The sequence below is a fragment of the Treponema peruense genome, assembly GCF_016117655.1.
GTDB lineage: Bacteria > Spirochaetota > Spirochaetia > Treponematales > Treponemataceae > Treponema_D > Treponema_D peruense.
This window is the reverse complement of the sequence record NZ_CP064936.1, coordinates 2570416-2587526: the sequence shown is the minus strand read 5'-3', so window position 1 is coordinate 2587526 and position 17111 is coordinate 2570416. Positions and strand designations below refer to the sequence as shown.

The 17111-nt window shown below is 42.1% G+C and carries 11 protein-coding genes; 3 read left to right on the top strand and 8 right to left on the bottom strand.

Annotation, left to right across the window (positions count from 1 at the left end; translation table 11 throughout):
- Positions 1 to 34: 34 nt before the first annotated feature.
- Genes ppk1 through IWA51_RS11940 form a run of 3 tightly spaced genes read right to left on the bottom strand, consistent with a single transcriptional unit; the run spans position 35 to position 5189 of the window.
- The gene (gene ppk1, locus IWA51_RS11950) at positions 35 to 2161 is read right to left on the bottom strand and encodes a polyphosphate kinase 1 (protein WP_177528804.1); all 2127 of its coding nucleotides are present in this window, start codon (positions 2159 to 2161) and stop codon (positions 35 to 37) included.
- Positions 2162 to 2184: 23 nt separating this feature from the next.
- Complete coding sequence (locus IWA51_RS11945) at positions 2185 to 3744, bottom strand: Ppx/GppA phosphatase family protein (RefSeq protein WP_177528803.1); 1560 nt, start codon at positions 3742 to 3744, stop codon at positions 2185 to 2187.
- A 14-nt stretch (positions 3745 to 3758) separates the two neighbouring features.
- Complete coding sequence (locus IWA51_RS11940; RefSeq protein ID WP_198442558.1) at positions 3759 to 5189, bottom strand: MGH1-like glycoside hydrolase domain-containing protein; 1431 nt, start codon at positions 5187 to 5189, stop codon at positions 3759 to 3761.
- A gap of 125 nt (positions 5190 to 5314) precedes the next feature.
- On the opposite strand from IWA51_RS11940, the gene IWA51_RS11935 reads away from it, so the two are divergent.
- Positions 5315 to 7750 (top strand): asparaginase domain-containing protein, encoded by a 2436-nt coding sequence (locus IWA51_RS11935; protein ID WP_198442557.1) that lies wholly within the window; start codon positions 5315 to 5317, stop codon positions 7748 to 7750.
- A gap of 5 nt (positions 7751 to 7755) precedes the next feature.
- Here IWA51_RS11935 and IWA51_RS11930 read toward each other — a convergent pair whose 3' ends face one another.
- Entirely contained in the window at positions 7756 to 9504 is a 1749-nt protein-coding gene (locus IWA51_RS11930) for a hypothetical protein (protein WP_198442556.1), read from the bottom strand.
- A 64-nt stretch (positions 9505 to 9568) separates the two neighbouring features.
- On the opposite strand from IWA51_RS11930, the gene IWA51_RS11925 reads away from it, so the two are divergent.
- On the top strand, positions 9569 to 11032 hold the full coding sequence (locus tag IWA51_RS11925) for a tetratricopeptide repeat protein (protein WP_198442555.1): 1464 nt from the start codon (positions 9569 to 9571) through the stop codon (positions 11030 to 11032).
- Positions 11019 to 12251 carry a TraB/GumN family protein gene (locus tag IWA51_RS11920; protein ID WP_198442554.1) on the top strand — a complete coding sequence of 411 codons (1233 nt, stop codon included), beginning with the start codon at positions 11019 to 11021 and terminating at the stop codon, positions 12249 to 12251. Before IWA51_RS11925 ends, IWA51_RS11920 begins: the two co-directional genes overlap by 14 nt.
- A gap of 2 nt (positions 12252 to 12253) precedes the next feature.
- On the opposite strand, the gene radA is transcribed toward IWA51_RS11920, so the two are convergent.
- From radA to IWA51_RS11900, 4 genes are all read right to left on the bottom strand, one after another.
- Positions 12254 to 13609 carry a DNA repair protein RadA gene (radA, locus tag IWA51_RS11915; protein WP_198442553.1) on the bottom strand — a complete coding sequence of 452 codons (1356 nt, stop codon included), beginning with the start codon at positions 13607 to 13609 and terminating at the stop codon, positions 12254 to 12256.
- A gap of 36 nt (positions 13610 to 13645) precedes the next feature.
- The gene (locus IWA51_RS11910; protein WP_198442552.1) at positions 13646 to 14017 is read right to left on the bottom strand and encodes a NusG domain II-containing protein; all 372 of its coding nucleotides are present in this window, start codon (positions 14015 to 14017) and stop codon (positions 13646 to 13648) included.
- Positions 14018 to 14218: 201 nt separating this feature from the next.
- Positions 14219 to 14866 carry a hypothetical protein gene (locus IWA51_RS11905; protein WP_177528795.1) on the bottom strand — a complete coding sequence of 216 codons (648 nt, stop codon included), beginning with the start codon at positions 14864 to 14866 and terminating at the stop codon, positions 14219 to 14221.
- 79 nt (positions 14867 to 14945) lie between these two features.
- Complete coding sequence (locus IWA51_RS11900; protein WP_177528794.1) at positions 14946 to 17063, bottom strand: hypothetical protein; 2118 nt, start codon at positions 17061 to 17063, stop codon at positions 14946 to 14948.
- Positions 17064 to 17111: the final 48 nt, after the last annotated feature.

Below are 17111 nucleotides of genomic sequence, written 5' to 3'. Positions count from 1 at the left end.
TACACAATTTTATTTCAGTTGAATTCAGATTGGTTTAATCATTGCGCCTTACTTCGAATTCAACTTTTGGTTCTGACTTTTTTGTGTCATCCCGCTTTTTGTATTTTTTGTAAAGAACTTCCTGTACCCGCACAGCCTGTTCATTTTTTTCTGGTACATTAGGTTTCCAGTTGCCGTTTTTCTGCAGAGTGTGGCTGTGTGTATTGTCCTGGAAATAAAGGACCAAAGTTTCGCGCACGGTTTTGAATACTTCTGCATCGGTAACCGGGAACATAAGTTCTATGCGGCGGTCAAGATTGCGTTCCATCCAGTCTGCGCTGCTGAGAAAAATTTCTTCGGCCCCGCCGTTCTGAAAGTAAAAGATTCTGCTGTGTTCAAGATAGCGGTCAACTACGCTTACTACGCTTATGTTTTCGCTCAGCCCCGGCACTCCCGGAACAAGAGTGCAGATTCCGCGTATATTTAGTTCAATTTTGACTCCTGCCTGACTTGCCCTGTAAAGCGCGTCAATTATTTCCTTATGACACAGGCTGTTCATTTTTGCAACAATGTGCCCGGGATTTTCTGCCGTACTCTGTTTTACTTCGCGGTCAATCAGTTCCAGAAGCTTTGACTTGAGCGACACCGGTGCCATGTAAAGATGGTGCATTGTCTGAAGGGCGCTGTATCCCGAAATTACATTGAAGAAAAGCGTTGCGTCAGTTGCAATTTCGTTGTTCGAAGTAAAAATAGAAAGATCCTGGTAGAGTTTCGCCGTCTTCGGATTATAGTTGCCCGTGCTCAAGTGCGCGTACCGTCTCATTCCGTCGCTTTCACGCCTTACGACAAGACAAATCTTTGCATGAACCTTAAGGTTTACAACTCCGTAAATTACGATAACGCCTGCCTTTTCCAGCTCTTCTGCCCATGAAATATTGCGTTTTTCATCAAAGCGTGCCTTCAGTTCAACAAAAACGGTAACCTGCTTTCCGTTCTGCGCGGCTTCTTTAAGAGCCTGTACAACCGGACTCGAACTTCCTGTTCTGTAGAGGGTCATTTTTATTGCAAGAACCTGCTCGTCCTTTGCCGCATCACGCAGGAATTTTACAACAGGATCATAACTCTGGTAAGGAACATCAAGAAGAACGTCATGCTGTCTGAGCGTGTTCCAGTAAGTGCCTTCTTCGGGAAGATCGTCGGGGTAAAAGTTCTTCCATTCCGGGTAAAGGAATTTGGGCGCATTTTCTACGTTAAGAAGATCCAGAAGAGTAGTCGGGTCAATCAAACCGTTGACTTCATAAACATCGTCGTCGGTAAGGGCAAGCTTTGATTTGATAATTTCAAGAAGTTTGCGGCTCGTGGAAGTATACATCATGCGCACGGCAAAAGAAGACTGTCTCTTCTGCAGGACTTCTTCCATAGCCTGAATAAAATTCGGGCCGGAATCTTCATCTACAGCAAAGTCTGCATCGCGTGCAATTTTAAACAGCATCGTTTCGCTAACACGGTAACCTGGGAAAAGCTCCGTTCCGTAAAGTGCAACAATATCGTCAAGAACAGCAAACTGTTTTGTTCCGTTGTTGCCCGGAAGCCACACAATGCGCGGAATATTCGCCGGAATCTGTACGAGGGCAAAAATATCATTTGTTTCGTCAGCCGTGATTGCAGTTTTAAGACTGTGCACGCCCTTCATCGGCTCAAGAAGAAAAGCCGCAGTAAGACGCAGATTGCCAATATTCGGGAAAGAAGAGCCGTCTGTTCTGAGCGGAGTCAAAACCGGGAAAATCTCGTGCTTAAAAATGCTTTCGGTAAAAGATTTCTGCGCGCTTGTATAATCCTTTGGCGGAACATAGGAAATTCCTTGTACTGCAAGAGACGGCAGAACGTCACCTGTAAGTGTTCCGTAGAGAAGTTTTGTAATCTGGTGGCATCTGTCCGAAATTTTTTTAAGAAGAACCGCAGGCGTCAGTCCGCTTGCGTCTGTTTTGTAGGGATTTTCCTTGAACTGCCGTTTAATTGAAGCAACTCTTACCTGAAAAAATTCGTCAAAATTGCTGGCTGTAATCGCAAGAAACTTAAGCCTTTCAAGAAGCGGTAGATCCTTTCGTGTCGCCTCGTGAAGTACTCTTGCATTGAATTCAATCCAGCTGAGTTCCCTGTTAAAATATTTTGCACCTTCCATCGTGTTCTCCAAAAAATGTGCAGTCAGACAAGAACAATCTTGTATCCGAATACGTTTTCAAAAAGGTCGCTCTTTTGCGCAACGGCAAGTTTTTCGAGCGCCAGATTTGTGTGACCCTTTACGCGGAACGTGAGGCTGTCGTGCGCAAAGTTTATGGTAAAGTCAATAAGTTTCTGCTGGTGTGTTCTGTCCAGAGCGTCGGCAACTCTCAGAATAGCGCTTAGTTTAAGGATAATCATGCGGCTTGTTCTGGGAAGCAGCCTAAATTCAGGATCGTCCTGTGGCATTCTGGACCCTTTGTGAAAGTTAGTAATCAGTGCAACTAGCGCTTTGTCATCCCTGCTCAGACCGAAAATCTCGCTGTGGTTTATAATGTACTTGCTGTGAACATTGTGGTCTTCTGCACGAATAAACATTCCTATATCGTGAAGAATTGCACTTACAGAAAGCAGCATGCGTACGTGCGGGTCAAGCCCAAGTTCATCCTGCATGGCATCATATATGCGCAGGCTTGTTCTTTTTACATGCTCGGCGTGGGCTTCGTCTCCCTGGTATTTTCTCAAAAGTGAAGTCGCGCTCGCAAGAATCTGCTGCGTAAACTCATCGCGCAGTTCACCGTCAGAAAGTTCCGCGTTGTTCAGAAGAATACCTTCACGTATAGATGTTTCCGGAACAATAATCGAAGTAACATTCGTAAGGTAAACAAAAAGTTTGTATGCAATAAGCGAAATCTGGAATGTCTGCGCATCGTTGTAATTCAGCTTGAATTTGGCAATACATTCTTCCGTAGTATAATGCTGCACTTCGTCAACAAACGCTTCAAAGTCGTAACGCTGTATTTCCCATAGGAACGGAGAAATTGGTTTTCCTGCAAAGATGGCGGCCAGTTTCATGTCTGTTCCCAGGGCAATAAACTGCTGCACTTTGTCCAGATTCATCTCTGTATTAAGGGCATTTTTTGTGTTTCTGATGAATTCGCCAATAAAACGGTGTGCGTCGTCAATGTTTCCAAGCATTGCGCGTATCTGCTGTTCAATAATGACAGTACCCAGCCTCATGCTGTGTGCACCGACCATGCGCCCTTTTTCCATAAGCATCATTTCGGTAGCGCCGCCTGAAATTTCAAGAATAATGGAATCGCTCTGCCTTACACTTACGCTTTCGTCTTTAAGGCATTCTGTGACGGCAATGTACATGAGACGGTTTTCTTCAATTCCGTCGGTAACATGAACTGTAAAACCGGTTTTTACCTTAATGCGGTCAACAAAGGGGTCGCGGTTGTTTGCTTCACGTACCGCGCTTGTTCCAATAACAATGGTTTCCTGTCTGGAAATTCCCCAGCCCTTAAGCTGCTCGCCGAATCTGTTCAGAATCTGTAGACACGCCAACAATGTTTCGCGGGTAATTGAGCCTGCAGTAAAAACATCGCGCCCCAGATTTACCGGGAACTCACTTCTGTCGAGAATATTGTACTTTTTCTGAACTGGCTGTTCCGAGTCTGCCGTGCGCTCTTCCACAGGTTCTGCAACCAACAGACGTATACCTGTGGAGCCGATTTCAATAACTGCCTGCGGAGTCTGCAATCTGGCCTCCCGAATTAAAGTTTGTCTATAAGCATTGAACACTTGCCCGACGGAATCGGAAGTGTCTTTTTCTTCTGGTCAAGAATATTGATAGTAAAGTAATAGAGTTTTTCGCTTTCCATCTGGATTTCCCAGCCGCGGTTGCTCTTGTTGCTCAGAATTGTAATAAGATTGCGCTTGAGTGACAGTTTTTCTATTCCCATTATTTCAAGATTGGGAATAACCCAGTCAACAGTTTTGCGCGGAAGACTTATGTTAAGGCCAATTACGTTTTCTATCATAAGGGCAATTGTAGAAAGACCTGTGTAGTGAAGGTATCTTCTTTTGGGGAATTCGGAATCACTTCTGCAGGCTGCCGGACCTTCCTTGCACGGAAGATAGGCTTCGTAAAGGTCACCCTTCTGCTTGGAATCGACAGGACTCAGCGCCTCAAGAATATAATAGAGGTGCCGTATTGCACATTCCCTTGCAAAGGCATAGCGCTGGTACTTTTCGAGCCCCTTGATTACCATAAAGTTAAACGGTGCAAGAACCGAGCCCTTGAAGCCTTCACCGCTTTCCTTGAAGTCAGGACTGTCGGCGCTTAATGTAGGGAACGGATGATCTGTTCCGAAAGTCTGCGAATTGCTCAGGTGTGCAATAAGAACATCAGCTCTGTCTGCGTTGGGAAGTTCCGCGAGCAAAGGCCAGAAACCTGCAATTGTTTTCTGCGGAAGGCGTGCTTCGTTTTTGTCCAAATCGTGGTAAAAGCCGGTTTCATTGTCCCACATGAGGCTGTTTATTCTTGTCTTGAGGCTGAAGTACATTTTCTTGTACTGAAAACTCAAATCCTTGTCGTTAAGAATATCTCCCAGTGCCGACATATGAGCTGCGTTAATAGCCATGCAACTGTTGAAGTCAACCGGGTAGTAGCATCCCTTGCGCGGTGAATTGAACATGCTTGAAGCTTCTGCCGGAACAGAATAAAGCCCGTTCTGATGCTTGAATGTTCTGTCAATCCAGTCCATGTATTTCTGAAGGACAGGCATTACTTCACGTATTCTGCGTTTGTTTGCACTTTTGTGGTACAGGTTGAATTCAGCCCAGGCAAAAAGAGGCAGACCTACACCTTCAGGATTTTTTGGATCCGGAATCGCTTTGTTTGTAGTGGCATCGTACTTGCAGCGTATTGCGCCGTTTTCTTCCTGCCTTGCGTAAAAATAGTCGATGTTTTTGTTGGCTGGATAATTCCTGTTTGAATAGACCAGAAAGAACGAAGAGAAAATAGCTTCTGTCTGGGTCATCTCTAATTTTCCGTTAAGAGGGTAAATGAAATATCCGTCAGGAGAAGTCTCGCCCGAAACAGGGTCAATCCAGTAGTCGGTTAGCCAGTTCCAGGTTTTGTCATAAATATCTACGAAATCCTGATCATAAAAATGGATTTTAGGGAAATCTCGTTTGTTCACATTTGCTCCTGAGAAAAAACTTTTGTAAAAAAAAATTCTTTATACAACTTAATATTATATCATAAAATAAAAAAAAACGGTATAATTTCGCAAGCTTTTTTTAGATTTTTAAGGAAAAGGTTGTTATGTTCCAGTCTTTTATTTACCTTGAAGTAAGAGTATTGCTGTCTTCTGTTCCCGGAGTATTTATTTCAACTACAGAGGATAGCGCAAAAAAAGATATTTTGTCGGTAAAGGCAGATTTTCTGCGCAAAAACAACTCTGCCCCCAAAATAAATTCAGTTAAAATAGAACCGTCAACGCTTCATAGGGTACGCACGCTGGTAGAAGCTCTGGGCGGAACAATGACAGGCAGTTCAACACTGGAAAGACTTCTCGGAAACATTCAGGAGCCGCCAGATGACCGCAATTTTACCGGATTTTCTGTAAGGGCAGCTCAGGGTGGCGGTCTGGACATAATGTTCCACCAGAAATCAAAGCACATAAAAATAGAAGAAGTAAGGGTAGAAGAAGACAGCGGGCACCTGACGCGTGTGGGCGGGGCAAAACCGCGCATGGACTGGACCTACGCAGGATGTCCCAGCATAAGAATCCGTACCAGTAGTGCCTTTGAACTTGGCGAAGAAGCCGAACTTTTTCTTCAGGAACTTTACACGCTGCTTGCATACCTCAAGGTGGTCAATCCTGAACTGAGCGAAGCCGCGGTAAGATGCAATGCCTATGTTTCAATGGCTGAATATCCCCAAAAACCGTCGTATACAGTAAAACTCCGCAACCTCAATTCCTTCAACTTTGTACGCAAGGCCATTAACAGCGAACTGTCGCGGCAAGAGGAAATTCTTTCAGGCGGCGGCACGGTTGCAAGCGAGAGCCGTCTCTGGATAGAAGAGTGCGGAACGACAGAATCTTTTCAGGAAAGACAGCCGTGCATGGAAAGATTTGCCGTTGTAGAACCGTCTGTCGAAGTTCACACTGGAACATGCTCCCAGTCAGGCTCCCTTGATGTAGAACTTCCCGGTGCAAGACGCGAAAGGCTCCGGGTACAGTACGGACTTTCACGCTTAAGGAGCATGTTCATCTGTGCAGAAAAAGACCGCGCAGACTATTTCGAACAGGCCGCCGCCTGCGGTGCAGATCCGCTTAATATAGCCCACTGGATGGCCGGTGAACTGATGCGCCTTCTTAACAGGAGCCGTCGTTCAATAAAAACCTGCGCACTTACGCCGCAAAAATTCGCCGACGTAATAAAAATGTTCGAAAGTGGCCGCATAAACAGCGGAATGGCAAAAAAACTTCTCAAAGATGTGTTTGAAACAGGGGAAGATCCGCTTGAAGCAGCCGAACGCGATGGAATGACGCTCCTTTCAGAAAAAGAACTCAAACCTGTTGTAAAAAAAGTCCTTTCAGAAAACGAAAAAAGTGTGGTAGCGCTCAGACAGGGGCAGATGCCTCCCCTTGAATATCTTACTGGCTGCGTAATGAAAGAAACATACGGCAGAGCAGACGCACAGACTGTAAAGGCTATGATAAAGTCAATTCTTGACATAAACGTAATCTATGTACTTGCCATGGGCGGCGCAATAAGCGCAAGAAAAAGACCCGACGGTTCTGTAGAAGCAGGAAACTCCGAAGAAATACGCACTCTTTTTGATGAAAAAAACAACAGCTTTCCGGTACAGATATCTTCCGTAGGTGCAATGCTCAGTGAAGAAACAGAACCTGCAGACTGGGCAAGACTCATAGCGGCCATACATGAAAAGATTGAATCAGGTACGGCAAACGGAATAGTAGTCACACACGGAACAGACACACTGTCCTATACTGCAGCCCTTTTGTTCTGGTTGTTCGGGGCATCAAAGGTGCCGCTTGTAATAACAACCTCAGAAACTCTTCCGTCAGAAAGTGATGAGGCAAAGATAAACGTAAATCTTGCAGTCAAAACTGCGCGTGAAAAAAAGAACGGTGTTTATGTAGTCTGCGGCGGTAAAATCTATTCCCCGCTTAACCTCAAATTTCTTGGAAAAAAAGGCCGTCCTTTCGAAAACTGGAACCTTCCCCAACCGATATTTACTTCAGACGAGCCGCTCAGCCACCAGTTTCTGTCAGTAAGCCTTCCCGAAAAAGAAGCCATGTCTGCAATTCTTAACGAAGCAGCGTCTTCGCTCGAAATCGTGCGCCTTTACCCGGGAATGAAAGCAAGCCGCCTTGAAGAAATGTTTTCCGGGGCAGCAGAATCACAGAAAATCAGCGGTGTAATTATGGAACTTTACGCCAGCGGAACAGGAAACATGAGAAGTACGGACTATTCGCTTAAATATCTTCTTATAAAAGGAAAGAAATGCGGATGTTCCTTCTACTGTACATCCCAGCAGGAACGCCGTCTTGACTTCAGCGAGTATGCAACAGGAGCGCAGGTATGGAGGGAAGGTGCTGTTCCTATGGGTGCGCTTACCACAGAATCTGTCACAGCCCTTTATTTTGCTGCAAGTCTTGTGGCAGACACCCGCGAAGAGTTTTCAGAACTTATGGAAACTTCAGGCGAAACCCTTCAGCTCAGATAAGGGAATCAATTAGAAAAAGAATCCGTCGGGTCGCAGAAAAGGCGCACCGTCTCTTTTGACGACTTGTGGCGTGATTTCAGAAGAAGTGACTGCGTGCTTGTCTGGTAAACGTAACCCGAAGAATTGTATGTTTCAAATCGCGGGTCTGTTCTGAACATCTGGCCCTGAATTTCAATCTTTCCGTGGAAAGTCGGAACTCCGTTAAAAATAATGTGGTTCGTAAGTCCCTGTGGAAAGTCAATGTCAATATTTACGATATTTTCAGCATCGATTCTGTAAGAAATATTTCTTGCACATGTCCATGCCCAGACTGCAGTATTCCCGTAATAACCCAGAATCTGCGTGTGCGGGTAATAGAAATTGGATTCTGCAAGAATATGGTAAACAGAAGCCGCCGTTTCTACATTGAGTCCTGCAGCAAGTGCCTTGTTCATAATAAGGTAGCCTGTCTGCGCATATTCATTCTTTGAAGAAACGTCTCCGTATTTTGCAAGAGCATTTCCGACTTCTATAGTCTGCCTTACCGACAGTGCCGCACCGTTGTTGTTGATCTTAACGGCATCGTTTTCAAGTGAACAGGCTTGCGCAATTGAATCAAGGCATTTTGCAAGAACCGGCTCAAGAAGGGACGCAACAGAAGCATCGTTTTTATACAAATCAGCGTAAACGTTAAGAATTCCCGCAGCCTGAACAACAGTCGGCTTAAAGTCTGCCATCTGTGCCGGGAAAGAAAGAAGGTTTGTGATTCTGGACTTTTTCTTTTCGCGTATAATAAAGTCAGAAATTCCGTCTATATTGAAAATATCAAGGTTTTTTGACGTAACAGCACTTGCCGTCATGGAAGAATATTGTTCAGTCTGAACAACAAGGCTTCTGTTCATTACTGCAAGTGTGTTAAAGAAAGGCGCCGAAACATAAGTTCTGTGGTTTTCTCTTCTGAGCGACTCTGGAACAGAATCAATCGCCTCGTTGTACCTGTCGCGTGAAGCCATTTCTGCAACATAAGCGGTAACTGCACTTTCAGACAGACTGTCCGCCGCCGAAGTCTTAAGAATTGCCTCTGTTTCAGACAGGAATTTGTCGCGGGCACGCCTGGCTTCTGCATCAAATGAAGCGCGGCTTGTTCCTTCAAGACCGACTACAGTAGAATAAGAGAATCTCTTTGACGGGTCGTAGGTAACAAACATGGCCACAGAGTCTTTTTTTGTAAACTGAACAGTATTGTCAAGAATATCGTGTGCAGTCAGCATAAAAAATCCTTTCTTTGCAGTAAGAAGTGCATGGCTTTTTGAAAGTTTTTCCGAAGTCAGGTTTCCTGAAAGTTTGTACGGAACCTCAATCGAGCTAAACTTATCAGAAATTCTTGCAGAAACAGAAAGTTCCCCGTCAGAATCAGCTTTTGATGTGTGAAAAGTAAGAACAGTTCCGTCGTTAAAGGTAAAGGAGGCAGAAAGTGAAGTTTCGTCAAAGGACTTCAGAACAAGCTTTTCACCTGCGGAATTTTCATCTGTCTTTGCTACAACAGGATTTTCGTCATCTGCAGAAAAAGAAATGCCTTTGAATGTAACCTTGAACTGGTTTTTGAGTTCAGTTACATTGGTATCTGATTCCGTCTGTGCAATTGAAATGTGCAGAGGACCTATTGCTTTTGAAATTATTGATTCACTCTTAAACTGAAGTACAAAAATGCCGACAATAATAGCGGCATAAAGGACTGTGAGTCCTAAAAACTTTCTTACAGGATGTTTACGCATTTTGTTTATTCTATATTCTAAAGATACAAAATGCAATAATACGCGCCTGTTTTTGTGGGGAATTATGAAAAGATTGGAAAAACCGGCATTGCGTGCCGTAAAAATGATTTGTGCCGTAGCAGCATGTGCACTTATATTTTCCTGTGCTACAACAGGCAAAGTGCAGGAAGAACAGTTTGCAGAACAGCCTTCAAAAGAAGCAGAAGTTCCGGCAGTAAAAGAAAAACCCGCCGTCAGTAAAAAAAAGACATTTACAAAGATGGACTTTCTTGAATCACTGAGTTCCTGTCTTGAAAAAAACGATTTTGATGCAGCCCTTGCACTTTACGACACCCTTCCACAAGAATTTGCTTCTGATTACGATCTTCTGTTTTTAAAGGCATCCGTTTACTTTAGTGCCGGCAGAATTCCAGAGTCAAAGGCTTTGTGCGACGAACTTTCTGCAATTGACCCTTCCAACACCGACGTTATGGAACTGTCTGCCGTAATTGCCAAAAAAACCGGAAATTCCGCCGAGCGCAGCCGCAAAATAGCCGCCATTATCGCAAAGGACAAATTCAATCCCGGAGCCAATGTCGAGCTTGCCGGAGATGCATTTATGAAGCGCAATTACAAACTTGCCAAAACCTATTACAACCGTGCGCTCGCCAGAGATTCAGACAACGAAGACGCACTGTTCGGGTTGGGCCAGACAGAATACTATCTCGAAAATGACGATTCTGCAAAAAAATCCCTCGAAAAGCTTCTGGAAAAAAATCCTGATTACGCACCCGCATATCTTTATCTTGGTAAAATTGCAGCTGCAAACAATGAATACAAAATTGCGTCTGACTATGCAAAAACTGCAATAGAAAAAGATCCGACCCAGTACGATTACTTCATGGATTACGGAATGTACGAACGCTATCTTGGCCACTACGATGCAGCCGAAGAAGCCTGGACACAAGCAATTCAGATAGAAAGTGGCTATTTTCTGGCATACGCATACCGCGCGGGACTTTATGACGAGCGCAATATGTTCCCGCAGGCACTTGCCGACTACAAAAAAGTTGTGGAACTGAACCCGGAATACTATTTTGCACACGAAAGTCTTGGCGTTCTTGCCCTGCATGAAAAACAGTGGAGTACTGCCCGCGCTTCCTTCGAGGAATGCTATAAGAAAAATCCTGCCAACGTGTCTTATCCTCTTATGGTTACGTACTGCTATTATATGGAAGGAAACGACATTGAGGCACGCAATTTCAGCAACCAGGCCCTGCGTGTAATGGACAGAAATACAATTGAATACACAATGCTGCGTGTTTATCATGACAAAGCCGGTGAAATGCCCCTTCCGCAAAGAATTGCAGCCCTCAAGAACAGAAACCTGCGCGGCAAAATGTACTTCTATCTGGGGCTTTTTTATGATATGTTTGGAGGAAAAGAAGCCGCCAAAGAATATTATACAAAAGTCGTAGAAATGAATTCCCCTATGTTTTTTGAGTATAGACTGGCGGAATGGAGCATAAAAGAAAATGGAACAGAATAATTCCGCAGATACAGCAACTCAAAAGCACCTCGAATTCGGTGAAAAGAAAATAATTCTTGTTGGAACGGCGCATGTTTCTTCAGAAAGTATAGAAGAAGTAAAAAAAGCCGTTACTGACATAAAGCCCGACTCGGTAGCCGTGGAATTGGACGAAAACCGCCTCAAAAATCTCGAAGACCCCGAATCCTGGCGCAAGATGGACATTATAAAAGTCCTCAAAAACAAAATGGGCTTTCTTATGCTCGCAAATATTGTTCTTGCAGGCTACCAGAAGCGCATGGGAGAGAATGCAGGAGTAAAACCCGGTGACGAAATGCTTGCTGCAATAGAAACTTCACGCAGTATGGGAATTCCACTTACGATGGTTGACCGCCCGATTGCAGTGACGTTAAGACGCGCCTGGGTAAAAAATTCCTTCTGGGGAAAGAGCAAGCTTCTTTCAATGCTTATTGCAAGCGCTTTTTCCAAAGAAGAAGTTTCACCCGGCGAAATAGAAAAACTCAAGCAGACCAGCGAAATGGACACAATGATGCGCGACCTGTCAGACTATCTTCCTGCAGTAAAAGAAGTGCTTATTGACGAGCGCGACAAATACCTTGCATCAAAAATATGGACTTCACCCGGAACAACCGTGCTTGCAGTATTGGGCGCAGGGCATCTTGGCGGAGTACAGGCTCATCTTCAGAAACTGGCCGCCGGAAGTGAAAGTGCAGACTGTTCGGCCATAGAAACTGTTCCGCAAAAAAAACTCGGTTCAAAAATAGCATCGTGGATAATTCCCGTGCTCATTGTTGCGCTTATAGTCTGCGGCTTTGTATTCGGCGGAAGACAGGCCGGCATGAAAATGTTCGGTTCGTGGGTACTGTGGAACGGAATTCTTGCAGCCATAGGAGCTGTTGCAGCCGGAGGACATCCTCTTACAGTACTTGTGTCTTTTGTGGGTGCACCGCTTACGTCCTTGTGTCCGTTTATAGGAATCGGAATCGTTTCGGGCATTGTTCAGGCAGTAGTATGCAAACCCAAAGTCTCGGACATGGAACTTCTTCAGGAAGATGCCACTTCGGTAAAAGGCTTTTACCGCAACAGAATACTCCGTGTGCTGCTGGTGTTTATTCTGTCTTCTTTAGGAAGTTCTGTGGGAACTTTTGCAGCCGGAGCAAGTTTTGTCGCAGTAATATCATCTTTCTTTGACAAAATTTTTGCTGTTTTTACAAAATAAACTCATGAGCCCTTGGCAAACAAAAGCTTAACGAGGGCTTTGATATTTTCTGCACGGACTGAACCCAGCTCTTTTTCCGGGGCTATAATTCTGTCAAACCCAAGTTCTGCAGCTGTCTTTACACGCTGGCGTAGCTTTGTAACAGGGCGAATCTCTCCTGCAAGGCTCAGCTCTCCTACAACCAGCGTTTTTTCAGGAAGCGGCAGATCTGTCCTTGCGGAATACAGTGCGGCTGCCAGCGCTGCATCAATTGCACTTTCGGTAAGCCGTACTCCTCCCGCAACATTGATGTAAATGTCCTGGTCCGAAAACTTCATACCGGCCCGTTTTTCCAGAACCGCTGCCACTCTGCTGACACGCGCGCTGTCTATTTTTTCACTGTACACGCGGTTCAAAGAAGATTTGGCGGGAACAGTAAGAGCTTGAATTTCTACGATAAATACGCGGCTTCCTTCAAAAACCGGAACGCATGCTACTCCTGCCGGAATCCCGCCTTCACGACGTGTAATGAAGAGCGCGCTCGGGTCTGCAACACATTTGAGACCGTCACTGTCCATCTCAAAAATACCAAGTTCATCCACCGACCCGAATCTGTTTTTCTGCGCCCGCAAAAATCTGAATTCATCACCACTGCGTTCAAAAGAAATCACGGTGTCTACCATATGCTCAAGACTTTTGGGACCCGAAATCTGTCCGTCTTTGGTAACATGTGCCGTCATAAAAAGCACGCTGTCCCTTTCCTTTACCCAGCCGATAAGTTCGTTCGAGCAGTACTTAAGCTGGCTTACAGTACCCGGAACAATACCGGCCTGTACAGAATAAACAGTCTGAATGGAATCAACGATAACAACAGAAGGATTAATCTGGTCAAGGGCATCAAGAATATCTTCAAGCCGCATCGTGCATAAAATTTCCACGGAATCAACCTGCAGCCCTAGTCTTACAGCCCGTCCCTTAATTTGGGAAGCAGACTCTTCTCCAGACACATAAAGAATGCGTCCTTTAGTCTCAATTCCGGCGGCAGTCTGCAAAAGAAGCGTTGACTTGCCTATTCCGGGTTCACCTCCTATAAGAACAGCACTCCGTTTTGTAGCACCGCCTCCAAGTACCCTGTCAAATTCTGCATTTCCAGTAGAAATTCTTCCGTCATCCTGAATCTGTATTTTTCCCATAGGAACAGGTTTTGCCTTTACCGCAGAATCTTTGTCATGAACAGCAGTACCGGCAGCATTGGGGTCAACAATACATTCTTCAAGGGTATTCCATTCACCGCATTCAGGGCAGCGTCCTAACCATCCCGGCTGTGAATAACCGCACGCAGAACATTTGTAAAAAACAGAGCCTTTCTTTTTTGCCAATTAAATCCTCCACAGATAACCGTATTCCAATATAATCTATTTTGCAGTAGCGTCCAAATCTTTTTGCGACCCGTCTATTCTTATGGAAATTCCGTTCGGCAGACAGGCAGCCCATTCACCTGCGTGTGAAATTTTTCCCGAAAGTACGCAACTTTTATTTTCACAGGGGGAATCGGCGAACCGTGCTGTTCCACCGGAAATTTCAATTACAGAGTCGCCGATTTTACCGGGAATAGAGTAGATTCCGTCTTTTTTAAGGGAATATGCGTATGTGTTTTTCCCAGCCTGAATATAAACCGTGTCATTGCTGCCGGAATTTCTACGTGCATTTACAAAAACTACTGCAAACAGGGCAAGAAAAACCGCTACGGCCACAAAATCCATAATATAAAAGCGCTTGTTTTTCATTTTTCCCAGTTTGCGTGTCTTTCTCTAAAATGTCAACAAAAGATCTTCAAAAAATAATTCAAAAGCGATTTTGTCCAAAAATTCCGAAAGGGATTCTGACACTTTTGGTATAATAAAGGAGCTATGAATTATATGGATGAACACAAAGTAGAAGTTATGAGACAGGTTGTTGAAGGCAAGCAGAGAATAAAGAATCTGTGATTACAATTCGCTCACTTTTTTACAGATATCCCGTAAAATCATGCAAAACTCAATTACATCTTTGCAAATACCATTTTCGAAATCATTTTCAGAAAATAATTGAAAACCAAATTCTGTAAATTGAGCCAAAACTTCATTGCGGGAATTTTGAATAATAAAAACCTGTTCTGGTAATAAGAAAGTATCTGTTTCGTTACAAACACCTTCCGTTTGTATTGCCGGTATCTTTATTTTAGTCATTTTAACAGAATACTTCTTATTATTACTTTTGAAACTAAACACAGTCTGTGGAAAGTTTTTACTATATAAGTAATCATCAGACAACTTTGGACACTCAATCTTAAGAAAATCATCAAATCCTTCTATTTTAAGAATTTTTATTTTTCGTTTTGAAGTTTTGCTCAGATTATGCCAAAACGTTACTTCGATATTTTTTTCATTTTCATCGGAAACAACAGTACCAGTCCATTTTTTTGCATCTATATCATTCGAATATGCAATATTCAAATAGATTAATGAAGAACTCCACGCAGGCTTTAACTTACCTTCATACAAAATATCATTTTCTCCGGAAATATTTTGGCTCGATTTATTGCAAATATTTCCATAAGATACAGAGTTCTTTGGTATGTAAATGGTTTTATCCAATGTTTTGAAAGTAGAACATGAAAAAAACAAGAATGGTAGTAGAAAAATAAAATGCATTTTCATAATTTCTTCTACTGCCTCATTTCAAATCTGAAACTTTAGTATTAAATAAAGTATAACTTGCCATTGGCTTATTATATTTATAAATATCGTATGACCAACTTTTACCCAATTGGCCTATAAAAGGAATATCTTTTATACCTATAAAAGCATTAGCTGCCAGATTCAATTCAGGGGTAATTGTTGCTTTTCCGGTTAAATATGAATTTAGGTAAATTAAATCAAATTGAGAATAAATTCCTGTACTAGCAGTAATATCTCCCCATACAATTTTTGATATATCTACACCAAAAGAAGCATATGCTTTAGCTCCAATTCTCGCATAAGATCGCTCATGTGTAACAGACTCCTTCTGCTGGGATGAAGAAAAAGAAATTGTATCTGCATTCCAAAGTTTTCTACCTGACCAGTCTGCATATGGTTTTGGAATGCTAACGAACCAAGCTTTTTTCCAATTTACTCCATATTTTAAACCAACATCAAATCCAGCTTCATACAAGCCTGTAAAAGTTGCTCTGTAATTTAATTTTTTTGATTCTGATACATTTATCTTCAAAGGAACAGAAATACCCACATTTGCAGAAAGGGAAAGAATAACAGGACCATAAAGTTGTATTGGATATTCAATCCTGTAATTTGGGTTAAACAAATCTCTTTCATAAGAAACATCTGCATCAATATTAGTATCGGCTGTTATATAAACACATCCTTTAACCGTTGACTTAACACTACCCCATGTTGAATTAAAGCTACCTGTAACTCCAATTGCTAAGTAGGAATTTGTAAATACAATATTTACACTACCTTTGCCAACAGGAATACTTTTTGGCAATGTAATCTCCTGTTTTTTTACTTCAATATATTTTTTATACTTTGAATACAAAGCAGCTTTCTCTATTTCATATTCATTTGCTGTTAATGCACTTCGCGATTTAATATAATCACTACAAGAGGTTTCTTCTTCAGACGATCCAAACTTTACACTCGCTAAAGGAATAATCTCAGTATAGATATTTGAAGAAACAACTAACTTAGGACATAATTCTGGGTAAAGTAATTCTATAAAACTTCTATTTAAGTGAATCAATTCTGTTTCTGAGTATGCATATATTTCATTAATAATTTCTTGTACATCATCAACATTATCTTCGAATAGCCCAGCTTCTAATAATTTCTGAAGCAAGTTACGCTCTCTTAAAATTGAGTTTAAGTTATCTATTGAAGATTTTTCATTATATAGTGTTTGTAATTTTAAAATAATACTAAGATTACTTAGAAGTAAATCTGAGTCATAACCATCTATAAATTCTTTTGAATCAAATAAATATGAAATACCTGATGCACATTCATCAATACTTTCTAATTCTGTATCTAAAACTTCTCTTGAACTGCCTGTAAAATCTAAACAATTAATTTTCTTATATGTACCTTCAACAGAATCAAGAACATAGTCTCCAGTTCTGAAAGAGCCCAATACAGATCTTTCCCCAGAAGTTGTATATTTGGATAAAATAAAATTACCACTCGGATTAATACCGATTAATCCACCTGGATAATCTGAATTTGGATATTGTTCCGTAAGAACAGCAAACATAGTTGTTTTTTTATTTTCTTGGGAGCTATTGAATGTTAAATACATAGCATTTTCAAATCCAATTCTTTTATCAGTTGATTTGTAAAATGATAAATCCTGAAAACCATCATTATTAATATCAACACTTTGGTTTTCTTTAATTGAAAATTCTTTTATTGAAGAAATATTTTTATCAGCATCAAAGAATTGACAGGAAAAAGAAAGATTTTTTGTATTAATATCTTTTATTTTTATTATACCGTAACATGCTTCTTCTGGAATATCTTCAAAAACGCTCTGAGTATTATCAATATCAGTTCTTTTTACTGTGCCCAATCTTACAGCAATAAAAGCATTTTCTCTTAAAGGGCTAGAGGAAATATTCTTAGCGCTAAATGGTAAAGAACCGCCCATAAAACCCTGATTTGTAATATTATCAAAAGACAAAGATGCACTAATATCAGTTATTGGTGAATAAGGTGCATCAAATCGTGTCAAAAGACCAGAGCAGCTTACAGACAATTGAAACGATAAAAATAAAATTATGAATTTAAGGGATTTCATAAAAACCTCTCCTAACATTTTTTTTATATTTAATATTATATTATATTT